Consider the following 573-nt stretch of genomic DNA (forward strand, 5'->3'; position numbering starts at 1 on the left):
GCCACATCACTTGCCACTTCATTCTTACCCGCCCTTGCTTTAATGAAAAAGGGTGACCGCAAGCAAGCTGGCGAATTTGAAATTGTCAGCAGACAATACCTGCGGGTGACCCTCTTTCTCGCCACTATCATTACGGGCGGATTGATATCAATCATGCCTCAATTAAACCATTTCCTATTTGCTAGTTCTGCTGGCTCTGAGGTCTTAATGGTTTATGTGATGATGGTTATCTTCGCCAGCCTCGTATTAGGACAAGATAATATTCTCCAAGCCCAAGGGCAGTGGTATAAAGCAGGTATTGCCTTTATGGTCGGCATGCTGGTTAAAGGGATATTTACAGCGAGTTTAGTTGATTTTCTCGATACAGCAGGCGCCGCCTGGGCGACCAATTTAGGTTTAGTAGCTATGATCATTTACCTAAATTGGACCTTGCCTAAGGAAGTACGTCTGGTTAAATGGGGGCGAGTAGCCTTTAAAGCAGGATTACTAGCTGTTTTAATGGTTGCGGTGAACTTTACCTTAGCTTACTTATGGCACCAAGTTTTAGGGATAGCGCCGGAACGGTTGATGGAT

1 protein-coding gene is annotated in these 573 nt (G+C 45.0%); it reads left to right on the plus strand.

Translation table 11 applies throughout. The annotated features are described in order from the left end of the window. Positions 1-573 (plus strand): polysaccharide biosynthesis C-terminal domain-containing protein (locus tag ACRCJ0_RS18740; RefSeq protein ID WP_431391708.1); only part of this gene is annotated, 573 nt, incomplete at both ends.

This window comes from Aerococcus sp. L_32, from assembly GCF_050689315.1.